The sequence below is a fragment of the Kitasatospora sp. CB01950 genome, from assembly GCF_001905465.1.
Taxonomy (GTDB): domain Bacteria; phylum Actinomycetota; class Actinomycetes; order Streptomycetales; family Streptomycetaceae; genus Kitasatospora.
Map to the genome: position 1 here is coordinate 18,887 of NZ_LISX01000009.1, position 17,731 is coordinate 36,617.

The 17,731-nt window shown below is 73.7% G+C and carries 20 protein-coding genes; 11 read left to right on the forward strand and 9 right to left on the reverse strand.

The window, feature by feature from the left end:
- Position 1 precedes the first annotated feature (1 nt).
- A complete protein-coding gene (fabG, locus tag AMK19_RS22315; RefSeq protein ID WP_073814609.1) occupies positions 2–721 on the reverse strand; it encodes a 3-oxoacyl-[acyl-carrier-protein] reductase in 720 nt (239 codons plus the stop codon).
- A gap of 247 nt (positions 722–968) precedes the next feature.
- Between fabG and AMK19_RS38160 the strand changes: the two genes are divergently transcribed.
- The 7 genes from AMK19_RS38160 (at position 969) to AMK19_RS22350 (ending at position 7,013) form a co-directional block, all read left to right on the forward strand.
- Positions 969–2,099 (forward strand): MBL fold metallo-hydrolase, encoded by a 1,131-nt coding sequence (locus AMK19_RS38160; RefSeq protein WP_073814611.1) that lies wholly within the window; start codon positions 969–971, stop codon positions 2,097–2,099.
- Positions 2,100–2,235: 136 nt separating this feature from the next.
- Positions 2,236–3,801: a TldD/PmbA family protein gene (locus AMK19_RS22325; RefSeq protein WP_073814614.1), complete on the forward strand. Its 1,566-nt coding sequence runs from the start codon at positions 2,236–2,238 to the stop codon at positions 3,799–3,801.
- Positions 3,801–5,195: a metallopeptidase TldD-related protein gene (locus AMK19_RS22330; RefSeq protein WP_073814616.1), complete on the forward strand. Its 1,395-nt coding sequence runs from the start codon at positions 3,801–3,803 to the stop codon at positions 5,193–5,195. Before AMK19_RS22325 ends, AMK19_RS22330 begins: the two co-directional genes overlap by 1 nt.
- 30 nt (positions 5,196–5,225) lie before the next feature.
- Positions 5,226–5,774 (forward strand): RNA 2'-phosphotransferase, encoded by a 549-nt coding sequence (locus AMK19_RS22335; protein WP_073814619.1) that lies wholly within the window; start codon positions 5,226–5,228, stop codon positions 5,772–5,774.
- Positions 5,775–5,865: 91 nt separating this feature from the next.
- Positions 5,866–6,267, forward strand: coding sequence for a DUF3099 domain-containing protein (locus AMK19_RS22340; RefSeq protein ID WP_073814622.1), 402 nt, complete (start codon positions 5,866–5,868; stop codon positions 6,265–6,267).
- Between the two features lie 225 nt (positions 6,268–6,492).
- Entirely contained in the window at positions 6,493–6,735 is a 243-nt protein-coding gene (locus tag AMK19_RS22345) for a hypothetical protein (protein WP_073814625.1), read from the forward strand.
- Between the two features lie 83 nt (positions 6,736–6,818).
- Complete coding sequence (locus AMK19_RS22350; RefSeq protein WP_073814628.1) at positions 6,819–7,013, forward strand: hypothetical protein; 195 nt, start codon at positions 6,819–6,821, stop codon at positions 7,011–7,013.
- On the opposite strand, the gene moaA is transcribed toward AMK19_RS22350, so the two are convergent.
- Both moaA and AMK19_RS22360 read right to left on the reverse strand, forming a co-directional pair.
- The gene (moaA, locus tag AMK19_RS22355; protein ID WP_073814630.1) at positions 6,977–7,966 is read right to left on the reverse strand and encodes a GTP 3',8-cyclase MoaA; all 990 of its coding nucleotides are present in this window, start codon (positions 7,964–7,966) and stop codon (positions 6,977–6,979) included. The two genes, AMK19_RS22350 and moaA, sit on opposite strands and share 37 nt — an antisense overlap.
- Positions 7,967–8,149: 183 nt before the next feature.
- A complete protein-coding gene (locus AMK19_RS22360) occupies positions 8,150–9,193 on the reverse strand; it encodes a zinc-dependent alcohol dehydrogenase family protein (protein WP_073814633.1) in 1,044 nt (347 codons plus the stop codon).
- Between the two features lie 122 nt (positions 9,194–9,315).
- Here AMK19_RS22360 and AMK19_RS22365 point away from each other — a divergent pair, with 122 nt between their 5' ends.
- Both AMK19_RS22365 and AMK19_RS22370 read left to right on the forward strand, forming a co-directional pair.
- Positions 9,316–10,302, forward strand: coding sequence for a DEDDh family exonuclease (locus tag AMK19_RS22365; protein WP_073814636.1), 987 nt, complete (start codon positions 9,316–9,318; stop codon positions 10,300–10,302).
- A gap of 22 nt (positions 10,303–10,324) precedes the next feature.
- On the forward strand, positions 10,325–11,128 hold the full coding sequence (locus AMK19_RS22370; protein ID WP_241844522.1) for an SURF1 family cytochrome oxidase biogenesis protein: 804 nt from the start codon (positions 10,325–10,327) through the stop codon (positions 11,126–11,128).
- Here AMK19_RS22370 and AMK19_RS22375 read toward each other — a convergent pair.
- Complete coding sequence (locus tag AMK19_RS22375; protein ID WP_241844523.1) at positions 11,118–13,397, reverse strand: ATP-binding SpoIIE family protein phosphatase; 2,280 nt, start codon at positions 13,395–13,397, stop codon at positions 11,118–11,120. The genes AMK19_RS22370 and AMK19_RS22375 overlap by 11 nt on opposite strands.
- A gap of 193 nt (positions 13,398–13,590) precedes the next feature.
- Between AMK19_RS22375 and AMK19_RS22380 the strand changes: the two genes are divergently transcribed.
- Both AMK19_RS22380 and AMK19_RS22385 read left to right on the forward strand, forming a co-directional pair.
- Entirely contained in the window at positions 13,591–14,562 is a 972-nt protein-coding gene (locus tag AMK19_RS22380; RefSeq protein ID WP_073814644.1) for a right-handed parallel beta-helix repeat-containing protein, read from the forward strand.
- 42 nt (positions 14,563–14,604) lie between these two features.
- A complete protein-coding gene (locus AMK19_RS22385) occupies positions 14,605–15,360 on the forward strand; it encodes an SDR family oxidoreductase (protein WP_073815094.1) in 756 nt (251 codons plus the stop codon).
- A gap of 51 nt (positions 15,361–15,411) precedes the next feature.
- Here the strand turns inward: AMK19_RS22385 and AMK19_RS22390 are convergent, their stop codons facing one another.
- From AMK19_RS22390 to AMK19_RS22410, 5 genes are read right to left on the reverse strand one after another with little or no spacing between them, the layout of a single operon-like run.
- The gene (locus tag AMK19_RS22390; RefSeq protein WP_073814647.1) at positions 15,412–16,041 is read right to left on the reverse strand and encodes a hypothetical protein; all 630 of its coding nucleotides are present in this window, start codon (positions 16,039–16,041) and stop codon (positions 15,412–15,414) included.
- Positions 16,038–16,628, reverse strand: coding sequence for a DUF6286 domain-containing protein (locus AMK19_RS22395; protein ID WP_143200338.1), 591 nt, complete (start codon positions 16,626–16,628; stop codon positions 16,038–16,040). Before AMK19_RS22395 ends, AMK19_RS22390 begins: the two co-directional genes overlap by 4 nt.
- Entirely contained in the window at positions 16,625–16,960 is a 336-nt protein-coding gene (locus AMK19_RS22400; protein WP_073814651.1) for a hypothetical protein, read from the reverse strand. The genes AMK19_RS22395 and AMK19_RS22400 overlap by 4 nt, the downstream gene beginning before the upstream one ends.
- Positions 16,957–17,148, reverse strand: a complete 192-nt coding sequence (locus AMK19_RS22405; RefSeq protein ID WP_073814653.1) for a hypothetical protein — start codon at positions 17,146–17,148, stop codon at positions 16,957–16,959. Before AMK19_RS22405 ends, AMK19_RS22400 begins: the two co-directional genes overlap by 4 nt.
- A 38-nt stretch (positions 17,149–17,186) precedes the next feature.
- Entirely contained in the window at positions 17,187–17,663 is a 477-nt protein-coding gene (locus tag AMK19_RS22410) for an Asp23/Gls24 family envelope stress response protein (RefSeq protein ID WP_143200339.1), read from the reverse strand.
- Positions 17,664–17,731: the final 68 nt, after the last annotated feature.

Here is a 17,731-nt window from a genome sequence, read left to right on the forward strand (position 1 = left end):
GTCAGTGACCCATGCCCAATCCGCCGTCGACGGGAATGACGGCTCCGGTGATGTACGCGGCCTCGTCGGAGGCCAGGAACCGCGCGGCCGAGGCGATCTCGGCGGGGGCGGCGTAGCGGCCCAGGGGGACGCCGGAGACGATCTCCTTGCGGCGCTCCTCGCTGAGCACGGCGGTCATGTCGGTGTCGACGAAGCCGGGCGCGATCACGTTGACGGTGATGTTGCGGGAGCCGAGTTCGCGGGCCAGCGAGCGGGCGAAGCCGACCAGGCCGGACTTGGAGGCGGCGTAGTTGACCTGCCCGGCGGAGCCGCTGAGGCCCACCACGGAGGAGATCAGGACGACGCGGCCCTTGCGGGCGCGCAGCATCTTGGCGGCGGCCCGCTTCACGACCCGGAAGGTGCCGGTGAGGTTGGTGTCCAGGACGGAGGTGAAGTCGTCCTCGGACATGCGCAGCAGCAGGGTGTCCTTGGTGATGCCGGCGTTGGCGACCAGGACCTCGACCGGGCCGTGCGCGGCCTCGATCTCGGTGAAGGCGGCGTCGACCTGCTCGGTGTCGGTGATGTCGGCGCGCACCGCGAGGACGTCGTACTTGGCGAGTTCCGCCGGGACCTCGCCGTTGCGGCTGGTGATGGCGACCTTGTCGCCGGCCTCGGCGAAGCTCTGGGCGATGGCGAGGCCGATGCCCCGGTTACCTCCGGTGACCAGTACCGAGCGGCTCAACGGTCCACCTCTTCCCTACTCGATGTGCGCGTGCGGAGCGCACGCGTAGCCACCTGTGACGCTATCGGTAGGGTGCGAGCCGGGCGGAGCGGCCTTCGACAGGCCTTGCGGGGTGAGTTCTGTCGCATCCCGACAATCCGGGTGCGGGTCCGGCGTGGGGGAACGCCGGGCCGGTGGCGGGCGTTGCCCCGGGGGTGCTTCGGAGAGTCCGGGGCGCCTGTCGAGCGAGCCGATCGGAGCGGACGCGATGAGTGGTGCACTCCCTGGCCGGGCAGGCCGCCGGGCACTGGCTGCGGTGGCGGCCCTGACGGTGGCGGGTGCGGCGGCCTGGGCGTTGCGGGAGTTGCCGGCCCAGTTCGGGCGCCGTCCGGACCCGTTGGATCCGCGGGTGCGGGTGTCCCCGCAGTACCGGGACGGGGTGTTCCACAACGCGCCGTCGCAGGTGTCGCCCGGTGCGCCGGGCCGCCCGGACGGGGCGACGCTGCGCCGGATGCTGTTCGAGAAGGACGGGCGGGTGCCGGCCGGTCCGGTGCCGTTGGCGGTGCCGGAGCAGCCGGCCGCAGTGTCCGAGGGCGTGGCGGTGACCTGGTACGGGCACGCGTCGGCGCTGCTGGAGCTGGACGGCTGCCGGGTGCTGGTCGACCCGATGTGGTCGGAGCGCTGTTCGCCGTCGCACCTGGCGGGCCCGAAGCGGCTGCACCCGGTGCCGGTGGAGCTGGCGTCGCTGCCGCCGGTGGACGCGGTGCTGATCTCGCACGACCACTACGACCACCTGGACATGGCGACGGTGCGCCGCCTGGTGGAGCTGCAGTCGGCGCCGTTCGCGGTGCCGCTGGGCATCGGCGGGCACCTGCGGCGCTGGGGTGTGCCGGAGCACCGGATCATCGAGCTGGACTGGGACGAGACGTGCACGCTCGGCGAGTTGACGCTGACGTTGACGGCGGCGCACCACTTCTCCGGCCGGGGGTTCACCCGCAACACCACGCTGTGGGGTTCGTGGGTGGTGGCCGGGCCGGAGCGGAAGGTGTTCTTCACCGGTGACTCCGGCTACTTCGAGGGTTTCGCGCGGATCGGCGAGCAGCACGGCCCGTTCGACGCGGCGCTGATGGCGATCGGCGCGTACGACGACGCCTGGGCGGACATCCACCTGACCCCGGAGGACGCCGTCCGGGCGCACCTGGAGCTGCGCGGCGGGCTGCTGGTGCCGGTGCACTGGTGCACGTTCAACCTGGCGCCGCACCGCTGGGCGGAGCCGGTGGAGCGGCTGCTGGCGGAGGCGAAGGCGCAGGGGGTGGCACTGGCGGTGCCGCGTCCGGGGCAGCGGGTGGAGGTGGGCAACCCGCCGGAGCCGGACGGCTGGTGGGAGGTGCTCTCGTAGGCCCGGCCTGACGGGTCGTCAGGGCGGCGCGGCGAATATTTGCTGGCCGTGCGCCCTGTGGCCGGGGATGATGCGAGCGGGTGCGCCCTCGGCCGGGGGCGGCCCGTTGTGCCCGACCCTCGACCCAGGGAGCCCGATGCCCCCCTCCGCGCTGGATCCTCAGTTCCTCTCGTACCCGTTGCGTCCGTTGGCGGACGCGGCCCTGTCGCGGGCCCGGCAGTTGGGCGTCTCGCATGCCGACTTCCGCCTGGAGCGGGTCCGTTCGGCGGCCTGGCGGCTGCGGGACGCCCGCCCGTCGGGGTCGTCGGACACCGTGCAGTTGGGCTTCGCCGTCCGGGTGCTGCTGGACGGCGCCTGGGGTTTCGCGGCGGGGGTGGACCTGACGCCCGCGTCGGCGGCGGCGGTTGCCGAGCAGGCGGTGGCGGTGGCCCGGCTGGCGGGCGGGATCAGCCGCGCCGCCGGGTCCGGTGAGCGGGTGGAGCTGGCCCCGGAGCCGGTGTACCCGGACGCGGAGTGGGTCTCCGCGTACGAGGTGAACCCGTTCGACGTGCCGGACGCGGAGAAGACCGGCCTGCTGGCCGAGTGGTCCTCCCGGCTGCTGGCGGCGGACGGCGTCTCGCACGTGTCGGCGGCGGTGCTGACGGTGCAGGAGAACAAGTTCTACGCGGACACCGCGGGCACGGTGACGACCCAGCAGCGGGTGCGCCTGCACCCCTGGCTGGAGGCGACCAGCGTGGACGAGCGGACCGGCGCGTTCGACTCGATGCGCACCATCGCCCCGCCGGCGGGCCGCGGCTGGGAATATCTTGTGGGGGCCCGGGGGTCGTCCCCCGAAGATCGCAGCCTGCGCGGCACGGGCTGGGACTGGGACGCCGAACTGGCGGAGCTGCCCGAGCTGTTGGCAGAGAAGATGCGCGCGCCGAGCGTCGCCGCGGGCCGCTACGACCTGGTGATCGACCCGTCCAACCTGTGGCTGACCATCCACGAGTCGATCGGCCACGCCACCGAGCTGGACCGCGCGCTGGGCTACGAGGCCGCCTACGCGGGCACCTCGTTCGCCACCTTCGACCGGCTCGGCAGCCTGAAGTACGGCTCCGAGCTGATGCACGTCACGGGAGACCGGACGGCCGAGCACGGCCTGGCCTCCATCGGGTACGACGACGAGGGCGTCGCCACCCAGTCCTGGGACCTGATCCGCGACGGCGTCCTGGTCGGCTACCAACTCGACCGCCCGATGGCCGGGTTGAAGGGCTTCGAGCGCTCCAACGGCTGCGCCTACGCGGACTCCCCGGCGCACGTGCCGGTGCAGCGGATGGCCAACGTCTCGCTCCGGCCCGCCGCCGACGGCCCCGACACCGCCGGCCTGATCTCCCAGGTGGAGAACGGGCTGTACATCGTCGGCGACCGCTCCTGGTCGATCGACATGCAGCGCTACAACTTCCAGTTCACCGGGCAGCGCGCCTACGCCATCCGGGGCGGCGAACTCGCCGGCCAGGTCAAGGACTTCGCGTACCAGGCCACCACCACCGACTTCTGGGGCTCGATGAGCGCCGTCGGCGGCCCGCAGACGTACGTGCTCGGCGGGGCCTTCAACTGCGGCAAGGCCCAGCCGGGCCAGGTCGCCGCGGTCAGCCACGGCTGCCCGTCCGCGCTGTTCCGTCAGGTCAACGTGCTCAACACCCAGCAGGAGGCGGGTCACTGATGTCCCTCACGCACCCCCACGAGCTGGTGGAACGCGCCCTCGAACTGTCCCGCGCGGACGGCTGCGTGGTGATCGCCGACGAGGAGTCCACCGCCAACCTGCGCTGGGCGGGCAACGCCCTGACCACCAACGGCGTCACCCGCGGCCGTCGCCTCACCGTGATCTCCACCGTCAACGGCGCGCAGGGCACCGCCGCCGGCGTGGTCGCCCAGGAGGCCGTCACGCTCGACGAGGTCGAGCAGCTGGTGCGCGCCTCCGAGGCTGCCGCCCGGGCCGCCGAACCCGCCGAGGACGCCCAGCCGCTGGTCACCGGCCGGCCCGCCGACCCGCGTTTCACCGCGGCCCCGCAGGTCACCGACATCGGCGTGTTCGACGCGTTCGCGCCCGCCCTCGGCGAGGCCTTCGCCCGCGCCCGGGCGAACGGCGAGCTGCTGTACGGCTTCGCCCGGCACGAGCTGACGTCCTCCTACCTGGGCAGCTCCACCGGCCTGCGGCTGCGGCACGACCAGCCCACCGGCACCGTCGAGCTGAACGCCAAGACCGCCGACCTGTCCGGCTCCGCCTGGGTCGGCGCCTCCACCCGGGACTTCACGGACGTGGACGTCACCGCGATGCACACCGACCTGACCCGCCGTCTCGGCTGGGGCCGCAAGCGGATCGACCTGCCGGCCGGCCGCTACGAGACGATCCTGTCGCCGTCCGCCGTCGCCGACCTGCTGGTGTACATGTCCTGGTCGTCCGGCGCGCGGGACGCCGTCGAGGGCCGCTCGGTGTTCTCCAAGGCCGGCGGGGGCACCCGGATCGGCGAGCAGCTCAGCCCGCTGCCGCTCACCCTGCGCTCCGACCCGGCCGAGCCCGGCATCCAGGCCTCGCCGTTCGTGCTCACGCACTCCTCCGGCGAGAACGACTCGGTGTTCGACAACGGCGCGCCGCTGACCGGCACCGACTGGCTGCGCGACGGCCGCCTCACCCACCTGCTGACCACCCGGCACTCCGCGGGCCTGACGGGGCTGCCGCTCACCCCGCCGGTCGACAACCTGGTGCTGGAGACCTCCGCGCCCGACGCGCCCACCCTGGAGGAGATGGTCGCCCGCACCGAGCGCGGCCTGCTGCTCACCTGCCTCTGGTACATCCGCGAGGTCGACCCGGCCACCCTGCTGCTCACCGGCCTCACCCGGGACGGCGTCTACCTGGTCGAGAACGGCGAAGTGGTCGGCGCGGTCAACAACTTCCGCTTCAACGAGTCCCCGGTCGACCTGCTCGGCCGGATCACCGAGGCGGGCCGCACCGAACGCTGCCTGCCCCGCGAGTGGGGCGACTGGTTCACCCGGGCCGCGATGCCGCCGGTGCGCGTGCCCGACTTCAACATGAGCTCGGTCAGTCAGGCCTCCTGACCGGCCGACCGAATCCCTGGGGGGATCCCGATGGATGAAAAGCACATCGTCAGAACGTCGAAGATGCTCAGCCGCATTCTGCGACACGACCCGGGCGCCATCGGGGTCACCCTGGACGCGGCGGGCTGGGTGCCGGTCGACGCCCTGCTCGCCGCGCTGGCCCGGCACAACCGGCGGCTCACCCGCGCCCAGCTGGACCACGTGGTCGCCACCAACAACAAGCGCCGCTTCGCCTACTCCGAGGACGGCTCGGCGATCCGGGCCAGCCAGGGCCACACCGTCGAGGTCGACCTCGGCCTGCCCGCCACCACCCCGCCCGACGTGCTGTTCCACGGCACCGCCGAGCGCAACCTCCCGTACATCCTGGCCGAGGGCCTGCGCCCGATGGCCCGGCAGGACGTCCACCTCTCCGCGGACACCGGGACGGCCGTCAAGGTCGGCTCCCGGCACGGCCGCCCCGTCGTCCTGGAGGTCGACGCGGCGGTGATGGCCGCCGACGGCCACGAATTCCGGGTGTCCGCGAACGGTGTCTGGCTCACCGACGCCGTGCCCGTCCAGTACCTCCGCCGCACCGCCTGACCGCCGGAGCGACCCCGCGTGGGTCGCTCCGGCGTCAGCGGGGTTACCGTGGTCGGTCGTAGGGCCGGAACCGACCGAGGATGGATGGACAATGCGCAAGAGCGCGGACGACGACCAGGTCTTCCGGATCACCGGTGCCCGCAGCAGCCTCAGCGAGGACGTCCGGGGCCGGCAGCGCCGGTACGTGATCTCCATGCTGGTCCGCACGGTGTGCGTGCTGCTCGCCGTCATCCTGTGGGACGTCCAGCGCTGGCTGGCGTTCGTCGCGCTGGCCGGCGGCGTCCTGCTCCCCTACTTCGCGGTACTGATCGCCAACGCGGGCCGCGAACGCGCCCCCGGACTGCCCTCGACCTTCGCGTTCTCCCCCGACACCCCGCTGATGCTCGGCCCCGGCGGCACGGGCGGCGGCGGAGCGGCGGCGGCGGCCGCAGCCTCGGGCTCGGCGTCGGGCTCGGCGTCCGCCTCGGCCGCCGAGAACCGGCCACAGGATTGAGAATCCCTCAATTCTACTGCCCGATATGACCGTTCATCTGGCGGTATGACCGGCTGAAAGCTCAGACGATCCTCAAATTAATCATCGGACGGACGAGCCTCCGGGCCCTCCGCCGTGCCATACTTCCTTAGCGCTCCGCATCCCCCGTCGGAGCGACAGACCGACGCCGGGCAGCTCCCCCCGTGGCTGCCCGGCGTCGTCATGCCCGGGCATAGGATCGGACCCATGGACACCGTGCACCCCCTCTTCGGCACCCCCACCGGCCCCGACGGCCCGGCCGGCCCCCCGAAGTGCTCGGCCAAGGGCTGCCGCGAGTCCGCCGCCTGGACGCTGTACTGGAACAACCCCAAGCTCCACACCCCCGACCGCCGCAAAACCTGGCTCGCCTGCGACGAACACCGCGACTCCCTCGGCCAGTTCCTCGCCGTCCGCGGCTTCCTCAAGGACACCGAGCCCTTCTCCTCCTGACCGGCCACCGCACACCCCGCAGCGAGGCCCGCGACCACACAATTCGCTGGTCGCCACAGGCCGGCACCGGCGATGCTCTTCCCATGGCCGACGAGGTGCGCGCCTATCCGGGGCTGGACCCGGAGTTCGTGCGTGACCGCGAAAGCCCGGTCTGCCCCGGGCCGTTGCTGGAACCGGACCCTGAGGACCTGGCGGCCCCGTCGCCACCAACACCGCACTGGCCGCAGGCGGCGGCCGACCGTCAGCCGCCGATCGCCGACATCGGCCGCTCGGGCTGAAGGAACTCCGGGGCGTCGATGCCTGCGCCGGCCTTCTTGCCCCACATCGCCGCCCGCCACAGCTCGGCCAGCTCCGTGTCGCTCGCGCCCGCCCGCAGCGCGCCGCGCAGGTCGGTCTCGCCGGTCGCGAACAGGCAGTTGCGGACCTGACCGTCGGCGGTGAGGCGGGTGCGGTCGCAGGCGCGGCAGAACGGGCGGGTGACGGAGGCGATGACGCCGACCGTCGCGGGGCCGCCGTCCACCAGCCAGCGTTCGGCGGGAGCGGCGGCGCGCACCGCAGAGGGCTCGGGCTCCAGGGTGAAGCGGGTGCGGAGCAGCGCGAGGATCTCCTCGGCGGTGACCATCTGCGAACGGTCCCAGCCGTGTTGGGCGTCCAGCGGCATCTGTTCGATGAAGCGGAGCTGGTAGCGGCGCTCGATCGCCCAGGCGAGCAGGTCGGCCGCCTCGTGGTCGTTGACGCCTCGCATCAGCACCGCGTTGAGCTTGACCGGCCGCAGCCCGGCGGCCTCGGCCGCCACCAGCCCGTCCAGCACGTCCTGGTGCCTGCGCCGGCGGGTGAGCCGCACGAACGTGTCCGGGTCCAGCGTGTCGATGGAGACGTTGACCCGGTCGACTCCGGCGTCCCGCAAGGCGGTTGCCACCCGGGCGAGGCCGATGCCGTTGGTGGTGAGCGAGATCTCGGGCCGCGGGTCGAGCGCCGCGCACGCCGCGATGATGGGGACGAGCCCGGGCCGCAGCAGCGGTTCCCCGCCGGTGAACCGGACCTCCCGCACGCCGAGGTCGCGAACCGCCAGCCCGACCAGCCGGACGATCTCCTCGTCGGTGAGCAGGTCGTCCCGGCCGAGCCAGCTCAGGCCTTCCTCCGGCATGCAGTAGGTGCAGCGCAGGTTGCACCGGTCGGTGAGGGAGACCCGCAGGTCGACGGCCTGCCGTCCGTAGGTGTCGAGGAGCATCCCGGTCCCGCCCTTCCTCGGAAGCCACACCGGCCCGGCCGCCGGCATGGCGGCCGGGCCAGCTTAACCGGGCGGCGATCGGCGTCGGTCCGCCCCGAGGCCGGTGAGCGAACGGACTTCCAGTTCGGCGTACTTCGCGGCGTCGGCCTTCTCGCGGGCCGGCCGGGGTCAATCCGTCAATCGTCAGAAAGCGATGCGCACCTTCAGCGCCGTCCGCTCGTCCATCGCCCGGTAGCCCTCCGGCACCCCGTCCAGGTCGACGGTCAGGTCGAACACCGGGCTCGGGTCGATCGCGCCGGACAGCACGTCGGGCAGCAGCTCGGGGATGTACGCGCGGGCGGGGGCAACCCCGCCGCCCACCCGCACGTTGCGGTCGAACATCTGGCGGATGTCGACGCCCGCGCTGCCGCCGTGCGGCACGCCGACGTAGCCGACCCCGCCGCCGTCGCGGGCGATGGAGATCGCGGTGCGCATCGACTCCTCGGTGCCGACGGCCTCCAGCACGGCGTGCGCGCCCCGGCCGCCGGTCAGTTCGCGGACCGCCTCGATCGCCGCGTCACCGCGCTCGGGCACCACGTCGGTGGCGCCGAAGGTGCGGGCGATCGCGGTGCGGCCCTCGTGCCGGCCGAGGGCGATGATCCGGCCGGCGCCGAGCCGCCGCGCGGCCAGCACGCCGCACAGGCCGACCGCGCCGTCGCCGACCACCGCGACGGTCGCGCCGGGGCGCACGCCCGCCGACACCGCCGCGTGGTGCCCGGTCGCCATCACGTCGGACAGCGCCAGCAGCGCCGGCAGCAGCTTCTCGTCGCCGGCGGCCTCCTTGGGCAGCTTCACCAGCGTGCCGTCCGCGAACGGCACCCGGACCGCCTCGCCCTGTCCGCCGTCCGAGCCGGGGATGCCCCAGAACCCGCCGTGCGGGCAGGAGGTCTGCAGGCCCTCGCGGCAGTACTCGCACACGCCGTCCGACCAGACGAACGGGGCCACCACCAGGTCGCCGACTGTGAGATCGCGCACCTCGGGGCCGACCTCCTCGACGAAGCCGAGGAACTCGTGGCCGATCCGCTGGCCGGCCTGGCGCTTGGCCACGCCGCGGTACGCCCACAGGTCGCTGCCGCAGATGCAGGCGTTCAGCACCCGCACCACGGCGTCGGTGGGCCGCTGGATCCGCGGGTCGGGCACCTCCTCGATCCGGATGTCCTGGGGGCCGTGGATCACGGTGGCGCGCATGAGGGTTGTCCTTCGCTGCAGAGGTCGGATGCCTGGTTCGCACCCACTTGCCACTTTAGAACGGTCGCCCGAGCAACCGATCCGTCCGGAGCCGGCCCCCGTTCCCCGTAAAGTGGTGCGCTATGTACGCGCCATTCCCCACCTCGCCGCTCCCGGCACAGCGCACCGGCCCCGGCGGGGGCACCGGGCGTGGCTTCGCGGTGGTCGACGTGGAGACCACCGGACTCGGGCGCTCGGACCGGGTGATCTCGGCGGGCGTCTACCAGCTCGACCCGGACGGTGAGGTCACCGACCACTGGTACACCCTGGTCAACCCGGAGCGGGACCCGGGCCCGGTCTGGATCCACGGCCTGACCAGCGACGTCCTGGCGGGCGCGCCGACCTTCCCGGAGGTCGCCGCCGAGTTGGCCGAGCGGCTGCGCGACCGGGTGATGGTCGCCCACAACGCGCTGTTCGACTGGAACATGATCTCCCGCGAGTTCTCCCGGGCCGGCCTGCACGCCCCGGTCGAGCAGCGGCTGTGCACCATGGTGCTGGCCCGCGACCTGCGGCTGCCCCTGCCGAACGGCAAGCTCTCCTCGCTGGCCGCCCACTTCGGGGTGAGCCAGCGCCAGGCGCACCACGCGCTGGACGACGCCCGGGTGCTCGCCGAGGTGTTCCGCCCGTCGCTGGCGCTGGCCCGCGACGGCGGGGTGCCGCTGCCGCTGACCACCTGCGTGGCCGTCACCGACCTCGGCGAGGGCGACGCCGCCCCGGCCGGGCCGTCCCGCGGCTCCTGGGGCAGCTCGTACCGTCCCGCCCGCAAGCGCCCGGCCTGCCCGTACCCGAACCCGGGGCGCTGGAAGGACGGCTCGCCGCTGATGCAGGGCATGCGGGTCGCGATCACCGGCGACACCGCCACCGACCGCGAACTGCTGGAGGACCGGATGATCGAGGCGGGCCTGCACATCGCCTCCTCGGTGAGCCGGCTCACCAGCCTGCTGGTCACCAACGAACCCACCTCGTGGAGCGGCAAGGCCCGCAAGGCCCGCGACTACGGCACCCCGGTGGTCGGCGAGGACGCCTTCCTGCAGCTGCTGCGGGAGGTCGCGCCGCACCCCGGTGCGTGACGCGACGGTAAGGAGGATTAGCGTGCCGGGTGTGTACCGATTCCTGCTGTCCGTGCGCTGGGCGGTCATCGTTCTGCTGGCGCTGGTGCTGATCCCGACCATGATCCGGCTGGGTTTCTGGCAGTACCACCGCCACGAGGCCCGGGTGGCCCGCAACGACCTGGTGGCCCAGAACCTGGGCAGCCCGCCGGTCGCCCTCGACTCGCTGTCCTCCCCGGGCTGGTCCGTTCCGGGCGGCGAGGTGTGGCGCACCGTCACCGCCCAGGGCCGCTACGACGCCGCGCACGAAGTGGTGATTCGCGGCCGCACCGAGCCGGGCGGCAGCTCCATCGGCTACTTCGTGATCACCCCGCTGGTGCTGTCCGACGGCAAGGGCTCGGTGCTGGTCAACCGCGGCTGGGTGGAGTCCGCCGCGGACGCCGCCAGCCTGCCCGCCGTGCCCGCCCCGCCGGACGGCGAGGTGACGGTGACCGGACGGCTGCGCGCCGACGAGACGTACGCCGCGCTGGGCGCGAAGAACCGCGGCGGCATGCCCGACCGCATGTTCAAGGTGATCAACAGCGCGGAGCAGGCCAAGTACTCGGGCACCACCGTGCTCGGCGGCTACCTGGAACTGGCCTCCTCGCAGCCCGCCGGCGGCGCCGCCCCCGAGCTGCTCGCCGAGCCCGGCCACTCCGACATCGGCCCGCACATGGCGTACGCCATCCAGTGGTGGCTGTTCACCACGCTGATCCCGGTCGGCGTGGTGGTGCTGGCCCGCCGCGAGGCCAAGCAGCAGACCGCGAAGCCCGCCGAGGCGGAGGAGCTGGTCGGCGCTACCAGCTGAGCGACGGCGGTGCGAGCCGCTGCTCGGCCCAGATGGTCTTGCCGGTACGGGTGTACCGGCTGCCCCAGCGCTCGGTGAGCTGCGCTACCAGGTACAGGCCGCGGCCGCCCTCGTCGGTGAGCCGGGCCCGGCGCATCCGCGGCTGGGTGGCGCTCGGGTCGGACACCTCGCAGGTCAGCACCGAGGAGCGGATCAGCCGCACCATCACCGGCCCGCCCGCGTACCGGATCGCATTGGTGACCAGCTCGCTCAGCACCAGCTCGGTGGTGAACACCAGCTCGTCCAGCCCCCACTGCTCCAGGGTCCGGCTGGCCGCCTCCCGCACCACGGCGACCTCCGACGGGTCGGCCTCGATGGTCCACGCGACGGTGTCCTCCGGCAGGACGGAGCGCAGCCGGGCCAGCAGCAGCGTCACGTCGTCGCTCTGCTCGGCGGTCGCCAGTTCCGCGACGATCCCCCGTCCCGCGGCCGCCAGGTCGCCGTCCAGGTCGGCCGCGGCGAGCTGCGCGGCCAGCTGCTCCATGCCCTCGTCGACGTCGCCGCCGTTGCCGCCCTCGATCAGCCCGTCGGTGTACAGCGCCAGCACACTGCCCGCCCGCAGCGCGCACTCGGCGGCCTCGAACGGCAGCCCGCCGACGCCCAGCGGCGGCCCCGGGTTGACCGGCAGGTACTCGACCCGCCCGTCCGGGTGGACGATCGCGGGCGGCGGGTGGCCGGCGCTGGCGGCCTGGCAGATCCCGGCCACCGGGTCGTAGACGGCGTACACGCAGGTCGCCCCGGACGGGTCGGCGACGCCGCGTTCGCGTTCCTCCTCGCTGCCCTCGACGACCAGCTGCGACACCAGGTCGTCCAGGTGCACCAGCAGCTCGTCCGGTTCCAGGTCCAGGTCGGCGAGGGTCCGCACGGCGGTCCGCAGCCGGCCCATGGTGGCGCTGGCCTGCAGCCCGTGGCCGACCACGTCGCCGGCCACCAGGGCGACCCGGGCCGAGGAGAGCGGGATGACGTCGAACCAGTCGCCGCCGACGCCGGTCGCCGTGTCGGTGGGCCGGTAGACGCTGGCGGTGGTGGCGGCGGGCACGGTCGTCTCGGCGGGCGGCAGCAGGCTGCGCTGGAGGCCGACGGCGGCCCGGTGCTCGCGGGTGTAGCGGCGGGCGTTGTCCAGCGCGAGCGAGGCCCGGGCGGCGATCTCCCGGAGCAGGTCGAGGTCCTCGTGCTGGTAGGGGCCCTCGACGGGGTCGCGGTGCACGGTGACCCGGCCGAGCGGCCCGCTGCGGGCCTGCAGCGGCGCGCTCATCGACGGCGGGTCCGCGACCGACCCGGCGGGTGCACCGAGCACCTCCCGGCCCAGCGGCCCCAGCGGCCGGTCGTCGGTGCGCGGCGGCCCGGCGGTGGCGGTCCGGCGGACGGCCAGCCGGCCGTCCGCGTCGGGCAGCGGCTCGTCGCCGCTGAACACGGCCTCCGCGATGTCCACCTCGACGCGGTCGCCGAGCCCGGGCACCAGCACGCCGGCCAGGTCCTCGGCATTGCCCGCCACCGACAGCGAACTGCCGACGGCCGCGGTGGCCCGGTGCAGCACGTCCGCCCGCCGCCGGTACCGGTGCAGCTCGGTGACGTCGCCGAACAGCGCCGTCACGCCGATCACCGCGCCGTCCAGCGCCTGCAGGCGGAACGCCTGGATCTCCATCACGGCCCCGCCGTGGGGGTTGCCCAGCGGGCGGATCCGCAGCGCGGTGCGCACCACCGGCTCCCCGGTGGTGATCACGTGCCGCAGGATCGCCTCGGCGGCGTCGGCGTCGTCGGGCTGCAGGTAGTCGTGCAGTTTGTGCCCGGCCATGCCGTCCGGCAGGTCGGTGAAGGGCAGCAGGTGGGTGTTGGTGCGCAGCAGCCGCAGGTCGGGGCCGAACACGGCGAGCCCGAGCTGGTCCTGCAGGAACAGCTCCCGGGTGAACGCCTCGTCCTGCCGCCGCTGCGCCACCATGTCCGCAGGGGTGGCCAGCACCAGCGCCCGGACCTGCCCGCCCTCGCCGGCCAGCGGCAGCACCTGGTAGGCGACCTCCAGCGGCACCCCGCTGCCGGTGCGCAGCCGCACCTCGCCGGCCCCGCGCTCCAGCGCCCGCTCCTCCACGCCGTCCGCCAGCAGCTCCCGGGCGGGACGGCCGGTGACCTGCGCCGCGTCCAGGGCGAGCAGCTGCTCGGCGGCGGCGGTCCACCCCACGACGAGTCCGTCGCCGTCGACCAGAGCGGCCGCGACGCCGTCGATGCTCGGCAACCGCCGACTTTCCATGGGCTGCACCTCGGGTGGGTGGTCCGGTCCCCCCATCTTCGAACGGTTCCCGGTCACGCGCCATTGACACCCGGCGGCGGCGACGGTCGGCGCGGGGCCATTGACGACCCGCATTGGTCCAGTCCACATTGGCGGTGCAGCTGTCCTGATCCGCTCTTTCCCCCCACTGGGAGCGCACATGACGCATCGCATCCGCCTCGCCCTCGCCCTGTCCCTGGGCACCGCAGGCCTGGTCCTTCTGCCGACCCCGGCCGGCGCCGCCGACACCGTCACGGTCTCCACCGGCAAGGAACTCCAGGCCGCCCTGAACGCCGCCGTCCCCGGCCGGACCATCCAACTCGCCGACGGCGCCTACACCGGCAACTTCAAGATCACCGTGCCGGGCACCGCCGCCGCCCGGATCACCCTCACCGGCTCCCCCCGCGCGATCCTCACCACCTCCACCGGCGGCGGCTACGGCCTGTCACTGAACGGCGCGTCCTACTGGACCGTCCAGGGCCTCACCGTCACCCACGCCCAGAAGGGCATCGTCCTCGACGCCTCCGACTGGGTGGTGCTCGCCGGAGTGACCGTCCACGACACCACCATGGAAGGCGTGCACTTCCGCACCTCCTCCAGCCACGGCGTGCTCCGCGACTCCACCGTCCACGACACCGGCACCGCCCACGACGGCAAGGGCGAGGGCGTGTACGTCGGCACCGCCAACACGCTCACCGACCGTAGCGACTACGTGCAGATCCTCGGCAACGTGATCGGCCCGAACATCGGCGGCGAGAACGTCGACCTCAAGGAAGGCACCACCGGCGGCCTGGTCTCCGGCAACCGCTTCGACGGCAACGGCCTCACCGACGTCAACTACGACGACTCCTGGGTCGACGTGAAGGGCAACGGCTACGTCATCGAGAACAACACCGGCGTCCGCACCATGAACGACGGCTACCAGACCCACAGCCAGGCCCCCGGCTGGGGCTGCGGCACCGTCTTCCGCAACAACCGCTCCGACCTCACCGGCGCGAGCGGCGCCGACACCGCCAAGTACGCCATCGACGTCACGAACTACGACCGCACCGCCTGCCCGGTCACCGTCACCGCCGACAACACCGTCACCGGGCCCGCCGCCCTGACCAACCCCGGCATCCCGGTGGGCTGACCCTCCGTCACGCCGTCCGGCCGACCGTACAGAATGGTCGGCATGGATCTCGGACTCAAGGACAAGGTGTTCGTCGTCACCGGCTCGACCCGGGGACTCGGCCACGCCACCGCCGAACAACTGATCGCCGAGGGTGCCCGCGTCGTCGTCACCGGCCGCACCGAAACCTCGGTCGCCGCCGCGGCCGACGCCCTCGGCGACCACGCGTACGGCGTGGCCGCCGACAACGCCGACCCCACCACACCGCAGCGCCTCATCGACGCCGCGACCGGCCGCTTCGGCGGCTTCGACGGCATGCTCATCAGCGTCGGCGGCCCCGCCGCCGGGCCGGTCGCCACCGCCAGCGACGAAGCCTGGGGCGCGGCCTTCGACTCCGTCTTCCTCGGCGCGATCCGCCTGGCCCGCGCCGCCGCCGAACGCCTCCCCTCCGGCGGCGTCATCGCCTTCGTCCTCTCCACCTCCGTCCGCCAGCCCATCCCCAACCTCGGCATCTCCAACGGCCTCCGCCCCGGCCTCGCGATGGCCGCGAAGACCCTCGCCGACGAACTCGGCCCCCGCGGCATCCGCGTCCTCGGCCTCCTCCCCGGCCGCATCGACACCGACCGCGTCCGCGAACTCGACGCCCTCGCCCCCAACCCCGCCGCCGCCCGCGAAGCCGCCACCGAAACCATCCCCCTCCGCCGCTACGGCACCCCCGCCGAGTTCGGCCGCACAGCCGCCTTCCTGATGTCCCCGGCCGCGTCCTACCTCACAGGCGTCATGGTCCCGGTCGACGGCGGAGCCACCCGAGGGCTGTAGAGCACAACCAGGGGCGCGTCCGGGAAAGCCCCCGCGCCCCCGCCTGCGGTCTCAGCGCACCCGCGGGGTCTTCTGGCGGTTCTTGCGGGGGCGGGCCACCCGGAGGCGGAGTTCGGCGGGGAGGGAGGTCAGGCCCAGGGAGTGGCGGGCGTGTTCGACCGGGCCGGTGCGGTAGGCGTGGACGAGGGCCGCGGTGTCGGCGTCGGGGGTGAGCCGCAGCGCGGTGTGCACCTCGGGGCGGCGGGCGACGCCGGTGACCCGGACGGTGACCCGGTCGACGTCCGGGAGGGCGACGGCCTCCGTCTCGATCGCGTCCTCGACGGCGCGGCTGCGCACGTGCAGCGCATAGTGCGGCTGCCCGGGCGCGGCCGGCGACGGCAGGTCGACGCCGGCCGGGCCGCCGCGCCGCAGTTGCGAGAACAGCCACCACAGCCCGCCGACCAGCACCAGCGCGGGCACCGCGATCGCCACCGGCCACCACCAGCCCTGCTCGGTCCAGCGGGTGCGGCTCGCGGTGCTGAGCACCGGCTGGTCGGGCGAGGTGAGCGGCCACCGGCTCGGCGGGGTGATCCCCAGGCGCCGGTACACGTCCAGTCCGCCGAGCAGCACCAGCGCCCCGCCCACCAGCAGGAGGAGTCCGACGACGGCCAGGACGGTGCGGTTGACGGCGCGTCGGCTCATCGGGGCGGCTCCAGCTCGGCGAGTTCACTACGGCGGCGACGGTCCCGGACGGGCCGGGTGCGGACGTCCAGTCGGTGCGGGCCGGCCAGCGGGATCCGGGCCAGTTCGGCCCGCAGGTCGCGTTCCACCCCGGCCGGGTCGGTGGTGCCGCCGACCGTCACCCGGGTGCGCCACCGCCCCACCTTCACCTTCCAGGAGTGCAGGTCGGAACGCTGCTGGGCCCGCCGCGACAGCATCGCCGCGACCGCACTGCGGTGCATCGCCGTCCCGCGCGGCTCCAGCGCCAGCCAGCCGCGCAGCCCGCGCCGGAACGCCAGCGCCAGCAGCACCAGCCCGAGCAGCGCCGCGCCGGCGGCGAAGCCCAGCACCCACGGGTCGTCCAGGTGCCGGGTCTCCAGCTGGTGCGCCAGGTCCTGCCGCCACGGCCGTGCCTGCCCACCGGCCCGCACCGCGATCACGTCGTACAGCAGCATCCCGGCGGCCACCACCACGACGGCCACCACCAGCGCCGTCACCACCCCGCGCTCCGATCGCAGCCACCGCACCGCGCCGCGTCCGCGCACATCCACCCGCGTCGACCCGCTCACCGCAGCCCCGCCGGGTGCAGGCCGTCCACGATCACCTCGGCCGAGACCACGGGCGTGCCGGTCAGCTCGACGACCCGCTCGCACGCCGCGTCCCGCACCGTCCGGGCCAGCGCCGCCACGTCGCACGGGAACGGCAGCTCCACGTGCAGGGTGAGCCGGACCCGACCGTGCGCGTACAGCGCCGACACCTTCGGCTGCGGCATCGGATCCAGGCGGCCGCGCCACGCCGGGGCGAGCGCGTCGGCGGCGGCGCGGGCCGCGATCCGGCGGTACACCCGGTCGGCGATCTGCTCACTGCCGCGCTGCGCGGGCGGGCGGGCGACCGCCGTCAACGCCGCCGGTCCCGGCCGCGCAACAGCTCGCCCAGGTCACCGATCTCAAGGTCGCCCTCGATCAGCCGACCCACCACGAACCCCACCGCGCCCAGCGCCGCGACCAGCAGGAACGCGGCGAAACCGCCGAAGTAGCCGGCGAAGCCGAGAGCCATGCCGGCGAGCAGACCCACCAACGCCAGGTTCATCCGCCGCTCCTTCGCGGTCCGTCTCCGTCAGGAAAAGCTCACTGCACCCGCGGGCGCCGCCCGGAGGACGAGGGTTCCTCTTCCTCCTCCTCGTCCGGCTCGTCCGGCAGGTGGACGTCGTTCACTGCGATGTTCACCTCGACGACCTCCAGGCCGGTCATCCGCTCCACCGCCTCGATGATGTTCGCCCGTACCTCCGCGGCCAGCCGCGGAATCACCACGCCGTACTCCACCACCAGCGCGATGTCGACGGCGGTCTGCTTCTCGCCGACCTCCGCCTTGATCCCGCGCCCCACACTCGACTTCCCCCCGGGCACCCGGTCCCGCATCGCCCCGAACGTCCGCGAGAACCCAGACCCCAGCGCATGGATCCCGGCCACCTCCCGGGCCGCCATCCCCGCGATCTTCTCCACCACCCCCACCGCGAGCGCCGTCCGCCCCCGCTCACCACTCGACTGCGTCTCCGTCACGTTCTTCTGCAGATCTGCGGGCGTGGGTGTGTGGGGCTGCGCCATGTCGGGCCTCCTGACGTCCGGGTCCAGCTATATCGCAAATCACCCCAACCCTGACATTTCGCCACGCA